Annotated in this window: 7 protein-coding genes; 1 reads left to right on the top strand and 6 read right to left on the bottom strand. The window is 67.8% G+C overall.

Annotated elements, in window-relative coordinates:
- Positions 1-746 (top strand): HAD-IC family P-type ATPase (locus BIS11_RS07830; protein WP_253585892.1); only part of this gene is annotated, 746 nt, incomplete at its 5' end.
- 69 nt (positions 747-815) lie between these two features.
- On the opposite strand, the gene BIS11_RS07825 is transcribed toward BIS11_RS07830, so the two are convergent.
- From BIS11_RS07825 to BIS11_RS07800, 6 genes are all read right to left on the bottom strand, one after another.
- Positions 816-1,433, bottom strand: a complete 618-nt coding sequence (locus tag BIS11_RS07825) for a YitT family protein (RefSeq protein WP_253425347.1) — start codon at positions 1,431-1,433, stop codon at positions 816-818.
- A 48-nt stretch (positions 1,434-1,481) separates the two neighbouring features.
- Positions 1,482-3,281 carry a DHH family phosphoesterase gene (locus BIS11_RS07820; protein WP_253425344.1) on the bottom strand — a complete coding sequence of 600 codons (1,800 nt, stop codon included), beginning with the start codon at positions 3,279-3,281 and terminating at the stop codon, positions 1,482-1,484.
- Positions 3,282-3,289: 8 nt separating this feature from the next.
- Complete coding sequence (gene thrC / locus BIS11_RS07815; protein ID WP_253585891.1) at positions 3,290-4,684, bottom strand: threonine synthase; 1,395 nt, start codon at positions 4,682-4,684, stop codon at positions 3,290-3,292.
- A gap of 4 nt (positions 4,685-4,688) precedes the next feature.
- Positions 4,689-6,005 (bottom strand): homoserine dehydrogenase, encoded by a 1,317-nt coding sequence (locus BIS11_RS07810; RefSeq protein WP_253425338.1) that lies wholly within the window; start codon positions 6,003-6,005, stop codon positions 4,689-4,691.
- Between the two features lie 78 nt (positions 6,006-6,083).
- Positions 6,084-6,848 (bottom strand): DsbC family protein, encoded by a 765-nt coding sequence (locus tag BIS11_RS07805; RefSeq protein WP_253425335.1) that lies wholly within the window; start codon positions 6,846-6,848, stop codon positions 6,084-6,086.
- Between the two features lie 4 nt (positions 6,849-6,852).
- A partial coding sequence (locus BIS11_RS07800) for a tyrosine-type recombinase/integrase (RefSeq protein WP_253425331.1) occupies positions 6,853-7,119 on the bottom strand: 267 nt, incomplete at its 5' end.

Below are 7,119 nucleotides of genomic sequence, written 5' to 3'. Positions count from 1 at the left end.
GGGCGTACACCGCCGACGGCGAACGGCTGCTGCTCGGCAGCGCCCGGCTGCTCGAGGAGGCCGGGGTCGATCTCGCCCCCGCCGCATCACGGGTGCAGGCGCTGGAGGCGCAGGCGCGCACCCTCGTCTACCTTGCCAGAGGCGACGCGCCGATCGCGCTGTTCGGCGTCAGCGACCCGCTGCGCAGCGACGCCTTTGACGCGGTCGCGCGGCTGCAGGCAGATGGCCTGAAGGTGATCATGCTGACCGGCGACAACGAGCACACCGCCGCCGCCATCGCGAGGCAAACCGGCATCAGCGAGTTCCAGGCGAGCATGGCGCCGGAGGAGAAGCACGCGGTGATCGAGCGCCTGCAGCGTGAAGGCGAGGTGGTGGGCATGGTGGGGGACGGCATCAACGATGCCCCGGCGCTGGCCCGCGCCGACGTCGGCTTCGCCATCGGCCAGGGCACCGACATCGCCATCGAAAGCGCCGGCATGACCCTGATGCGCGGCTCGCTGCACGGCGTGGCCTCGGCCATCGAGATCAGCCGGGCGACGCTTGCCAACATCAAGCAGAACCTGGTCGGCGCCTTCGGCTACAACGTGCTGTGCATTCCCATCGCTGCCGGCGCCCTCTACCCGCTGACCGGCACCCTGCTCTCGCCGATGATCGCAGGCGTTGCCATGTCGCTCTCCTCGATCACCGTGGTCGGCAACGCCAACCGCCTGCGGCGCTGGACACCCACCCAGGAGAAGAACGCATGACGCTACTGGTCAACCTCGCCGGTCTCGCGCTGATCGGCCTGATCGTCGCCTGGTTCTGGAAGGGCGGCATCAACTGACGCCGATGTAGCGCCCGGGCTTGTGGTTGAGCGCGATGATGAGGTTCAGCGTCAGCGCGCCCAGCACCGAAAACGCCACGCGATCCAGCGGCAGCTGGGTGAGCGCGACGGCGAGAATCACGGCGTCGATCGCGAGCTGCACGTAGCCCGCCCGCAGGCCGTGGCGCTGCTGCAGGTAGAGCGCGAGGATGTTGATGCCGCCAAGGCTCGTACGGTGGCGAAACAGCATCAGCATGCCGATGCCCATGAGTGCTCCGCCCATCACCGCAGCGTAGAGCGAGGGCACGCGCTCGAACACCACCCAGCCCTGGGTGAGTTCCGAGAACAGCGACACCAGGCCGATGGCGACGAAGGTGCGCAGGGTGAAGCTCCAGCCCATGCGCTTGATCGCGAGGTAGTAGAACGGCAGGTTGATGACGAAGAACCAGACGCCGAACCCCCACCCGCTCAGATAGTTGAGCAACAGCGCAAGCCCCGCCGTGCTGCCGGTGAGCAGCACCGCCTGGGTGTAGAACGTCACCCCGAGCGCCACGAACAGCGTGCCCAGCAGCATCGCCATGGCGTCTTCGATCAGGGTGTGCGGGTCCTTGGGAAGGTCTTCCACGCGCATGCGGCGTCCTTTCTTTTCTTGTCGGTACGAGGTTCGAACCACCGAGCTCTAAAGGGGCTCGGCGTACTCCACCATCAGCTGCAGCGACTCCCGCCCGCGCCAACGGTTGCGGTTGAGCTTGAAGGCGCAGGCGAGCGTGTCGCCGACGCCGAAGGCGGGAAGCTCGCCCGGTGTGAGGGCGCGAAACCAGATCGCCTTGCAGGTTACGGGGCCAAGGGAAAGCTCCAGCATCAGGTGGATGCCCTCGCCGCCCACCGGGCGCAGCGCCTCGACGATGAACTCGCCCTGGAACAGCGGCGCCTCGAACTCGCGCCCGAAGGGGCCTAGCGCATCGATCTCGTCGAGTGTGGCCAGGTTGAGCTGGGCGGCACCGAGCGTACCGTCGGTCAGGAGCTTGGGCGTGCGCGGCGTCTCGCCGAGCTGCTCGACCACGGCCTGCAGGAACGCCGCCTTGAACGCCTCACGCTGCTCTTCGGGTAGCCCTACGCCGGCCGCGCCGGCGTGGCCGCCAAAGCGCGGCAACGCCTCGGGGGCGAGCTCGAAGGTGCGCGCCAGCGCGTCGCGCAGGTTAAGCCCCTCGATGGAGCGCCCGGAGCCGGTGAGCATGTGCGGCGCGGCGGCGCGGGTCAATACCACCGCCGGGCGCCCGAAGGCCTGTACCAGGCGCGAGGCGACGATGCCCTGCACGCCGGCGTGGCCATCCTCGAGAAACACCACCACTGCGGGCTCGCCGGCTTCGATCGCGGGCAGCGCCAGGCGCTTGGCCTCGTCGGCCATGTCTGCCTCGATCGCCTTGCGCGACTGGTTGTCCTGGTCGAGCACCTCGAGCTGGCGGTTGGCCACCGCGTCGCTCTCGGCGAGCATGTAGTGCAGCGCGGCGTAGGGGTCGTCGAGACGCGAGCGGGCGTTGATGCGCGGGCCCATCTGGAAGGCCAGCGTCTCGGCGCTGAAGGGCACGCTGTCGGCGCCGAGCCGCGCCGCCATCGCCCGCCAGCAGGCGGCGTCCATGCGGTTGATCAACGTGAGCCCGTGACTGACCACCGCGCGGTTGGCGGGGCTTGCGCCGAGCGAGACGCAGTCGGCAACGGTGCCGAGTGCCACATAAGACAGCCAGGGCGAAAGCTTGGGCGTGGCCTCGTTCAGCTCGCCCCACTCGATCAGCACGCCGCGGGCCAGCGACATCAGAAGCCAGGCCACCATGCAGCCGGCGATGGTCTTGTCCGGGTAGTCGCAGTCCTCGCGGGTCGGGTTGATGCAGGCGTAGGCGGATTCCGGCGGGCCGGCCAGGGGCAGCGCGTGGTGATCGCTCACGACCACGTCGATGCCGGCTGCCTTCAGGCGCGCGATGCGCGGCTCGTCGCTGCTCCCGCAGTCGGCGGTGATCACCACGCTCGGGCGCGGCGAAAGCGCCAGCGTGCGCTCGACCAGCGGCAGACTGATGCCGTAGCCGTCGTTGATGCGGTGGCCGATCAGGCTGTGAAGCCGCTTTTCCGGCACGCCGAAAAGCTCGACCAGGGTGCGCCGGATCACCACGTGGGAGGTGATGCCGTCGACGTCGTAGTCGGTGAGGATGCCGATCGACTCGCCCTCGGCGACGGCCTTGGCGATGCGCTCGGCGCCGCGCCGAGCGTCCGCCAGCTTCTCCGGGTGGGCGAGATAGCGAAGACTCGGCGACACCAGTGGTGCGAGCGGCTCGGTGTAGCCCGGCAGGCGCGAGGCGAGAAGCCTCGCCTGAAGCTCCGAGAGACCCTCTTGCTGGGCGCGGGCGTAGACCGCCTCGTCCAGGGGACGAGGCGTCAGCCGGGGGCGACTGGCGTCTTGCAACAGCGTGGCGGGGGCGGCACTCAAGTCGGTCACTACCCCGGGGGCCGGTTGTCGGCCACGAAGCGCTGCACGCTTTCAAGCCTGGCGGGCAGCACCGTGTAGCGCTCCTCGCGCTCGAGCAGGTCGTCCATGTGGGTGGGCAGCGGCACGCCCTGGAAGCCCGCCTTGACCACCGCCTCGGCGAACTTGGCCGGGTGGGCGGTGGCCAGCGTCACCATGGGCGTGGTCTGGTCACTGCGAGCACGTTCGGCGGCGCGGTAGCCGGTGGCAGTGTGCGGGTCGAGCATCTCGCCGGTGCGCTGGTGCGCCTCGCGAATCACTTCCAGAATGGTGGCGTCGTCCACGCTGAAGCTCGAAAACTTCTCGCGCAGGCGTGAAAGCGGCGCGTCGCCAAGGGCCGTGGACTCTTGCTGGAAGCGATCGAGCAGGGCCGCCACCGCAGCACCGTCGCGCTCGTAGGCATCGAACAGCAGGCGTTCGAAGTTGGATGAGACGACGATGTCCATCGACGGCGCCAGTGTGGCTTCGAGCTCCTTCTTGGAGAAGTCGTTGGCGGCCAGCGTGCGGTGCAGGATGTCGTTGGCGTTGGTGGCGATGATGAACTGCTTCACCGGCAGCCCCATCCTGTAGGCCATGTAGCCGGCGAAGACGTTGCCGAAGTTGGCCGACGGCACGCAGAAGCTCACTTCGCGGTGCGGCGCGCCGAGGGCGACGCCGGCGGCCACGTAGTAGACGATCTGGGCCATGATGCGCGCCCAGTTGATCGAGTTGACCGCCACCAGCCGGGTGCCCTGCAGAAAATCCTGGTCGGCGAAGCTCGCCTTGACCATCGCCTGGGCGTCGTCGAAGTTGCCCTCGATGGCGATGTTGAAGACGTTGTCGGCAAGCACGGAGGTCATCTGGCGGCGCTGCACTTCCGAGACGCGGTTGTGCGGGTGCAGGATGAAGATGTCCAGGTTGTCGCAGTGGCGACACCCTTCGATGGCCGCCGAGCCGGTGTCACCGGAGGTCGCGCCCATGATCACCGCGCGCTCGCCGCGCTTTTTCAAAAAGTGATCGAGCAGGCGGCCGAGCAGCTGCAGCGCGACGTCCTTGAAGGCGAGCGTCGGGCCGTGGAACTGCTCGAGCAGGAAGTGGTTGGCGTCGAGCTGCTTGAGCGGCACCACCGCGTCGTGACTGAAGGTAGCGTAGGCCTCCTTCACCAGGCGCTTGAAGGTCGCATCGTCGATCTCGCCGTTGACGAACGGCTTCATCACCCGAAAGGCGATCTCGGCGTAGGAGAGCCCCGCCATGTCGGCGAGCTCCTCGCGGGAAAACGGAGGGATCTCTTCGGGCACGTAGAGGCCGCCGTCGCTGGCCATGCCGGTGAGCACCACTTCTTCGAACGAAAGCGCCGGGGCCTGGCCCCGCGTGCTGATGTAGCGCATGGGATTACTCTCCTTCGTCCAGGCTTTCGACGCGGATGCGCGTGACGGGACCTGCGATGTCCGCCATCGCCTCGATTTCGCGGATCGCCTCGTTCATCTGGCGCTCGCGGGTGCGGTGGGTCAGCAGGATGATCGGCACCAGCTCCCCTTCGGTGGCTTCCTTCTGGATCAGCGCCTCGATGGAGATGCCCTGCTCGGCCAGGATGGTCGCCACGCGCGCCAGCACGCCGGGGCGATCCACCGCCAGCAGGCGCAGGTAGTAGGCGGTGGTGATCTCTTCCATCGGCATGATGGGCAGGTCGTTCTCGCCGTCGTCGATCCCGCTGAAGGCGAGATACGGCACGCGGTAGTGGTGGTCGGTGGCGATGTCGCGGGCGACGTCGAGGATGTCCGCGACCACCGCCGAGGCGGTCGGCTCGGCGCCGGCGCCGGCGCCGTAATACAGCGTCGGGCCGACCGCGTCGCCCATCACGGCGATGGCGTTCTTCACGCCGTGGACGTTGGCGAGCAGGCGCTCCTTGGGAATCAGCGTCGGGTGGACGCGAAGCTCGAGCCCGCCCTCGGTGCGCTTGCAGATCCCCAGGTGCTTGATGATGTAGCCCAGGTTGTCCGCCTGATCGACGTCCTCGGCGGTGATGCGCGCGATGCCCTCGGTGAAGGCCTTCTCGAACTGCAGCGGCACGCCGAAGGCGATGGAGGCGAGAATGGTCAGCTTGTGGGCGGCGTCGATGCCCTCGACGTCGAAGGTCGGGTCGGCTTCGGCGTAACCCAGCGCCTGGGCCTCGGCGAGCACGTCCTCGAAGGCGCGACCTTCGTCACGCATGTGGGTCAGGATGTAGTTGCCGGTGCCGTTGATGATGCCCGCCACCCAGTCGATGCGGTTGGCACCCAGGCCTTCGCGCAGCGACTTGATGACCGGAATGCCGCCGGCGACCGCCGCCTCGAAGGCCACGATCACGCCCTTGTCGTGGGCGGCGCGGAAGATCTCGTTGCCGTGCACCGCGATCAGCGCCTTGTTGGCAGTGACCACGTGCTTGCCGTTCTCGATGGCGGTGAGCACCAGTTCGCGGGCCAGGTCGTAGCCGCCGATCAGTTCCACCACCACGTCGATGTCGGGGTTGGTCGCCACCGCGAACACATCCGTGGTGGCGTTGATGCCGGTAATGTCGCAATCGGGGTGAATGCTGCGGTGGGCGACCTGCTCGATGACGATCGGGCGGCCGGCGCGACGGGTGATGTCGTCGGCGTTACGCGTCAATACGTTGAAGGTGCCGCCACCGACGGTTCCCAAACCACAAAGGCCTACTCTTACCGGTTTCAAAATACTTCCCCTCTTGATACGCACTCAAGGTGCTGCGTCTTGACGTTTGATTGGCGTGCGCCGCCCGAAGCGGCCTGTCTAGTCGTTCAAGCCTAACATGTCGGCGAGGCGATCCGGCGGCACGAACCCCGGCACCATCCGGCCATCGGGCAGGATGATCGCCGGCGTCCCCTGGACCCCGAGCGCCATGCCGAGCTGGTACTGCTCGGCCACCGGGTTGTCGCAGATCTCGCCGCTGACCGGCTCGCGCCGCTGGGCGCGGCTCATCGCCTCGGTGCGGTTGTCCGAACACCAGGCGCGCTGGATCGTGGCGGCGGCGTCGCTCTCCATGCCCGCCCGCGGAAAGGCCAGGTAGTGTACCGCGATGCCGCGCTCGTTGAGCTCGGGAAGGGTCTCGTGCAGGCGCTCGCAGTAGGGGCAGGTCGGGTCGGTGAAGACCACCACCGTGGCCCGGGGCTCGTCCACGCCGCGATACACGAAACGATCACGCTCGGGCACGGCGGCGAGCGCCTCGACGCGCTCCTGGTTCTTGGCCTGCTCGGTCAGGTTGACGAGCCCCTGGCCGCCATTCTCGAACAGATCCCCGACCAGAAAGTAGCTGCCGTCGGCGTTGGAGTAGAAGGATTCGCCGTTCTCCAGGCGCACCTGGTAGATGCCTTCCATCGGCGTCTCGGTGACGCGCTCGACCGGCATGGGCTGGCCGTTCACTTCCAGGCGCTCGGCAAGCGCCGGGGCGTCGGCCAGCGCCGGCAGCGTCGAAAGGCCCGCACCCAGCGCCAGCATCGTTGCCAGGCCCGGGCCGGCCAGGGTGCTTCGCGTCATGAACGTCGTGCGTTGGCGCATGTTGTCAACCTCGTGGATGGTGATCGGCGTGCAGTTGCTCCAGGCGCGCCTGGGCAACGTGCGTGTAGATTTGCGTCGTGGACAGGTCGCTGTGTCCGAGAAGCAGCTGTACGACACGCAAATTGGCGCCATGATTCAATAAATGCGTCGCGAAGGCGTGGCGCAGCGTATGCGGCGACAGCGGCCGGGTGATGCCGGCGGTCGTCGCGTGGCGCTTGATGCGGTGCCAGAAGGTCTGGCGCGTCATCGCCTTGCCGCCACGCCCGGGAAA

It is taken from the genome of Halomonas sp. 707D4, assembly GCF_024158685.1.
GTDB lineage: Bacteria > Pseudomonadota > Gammaproteobacteria > Pseudomonadales > Halomonadaceae > Vreelandella.
The sequence above is the reverse complement of the archived record's forward strand: the minus strand, read 5'-3'. Positions and strand labels throughout refer to the sequence as shown.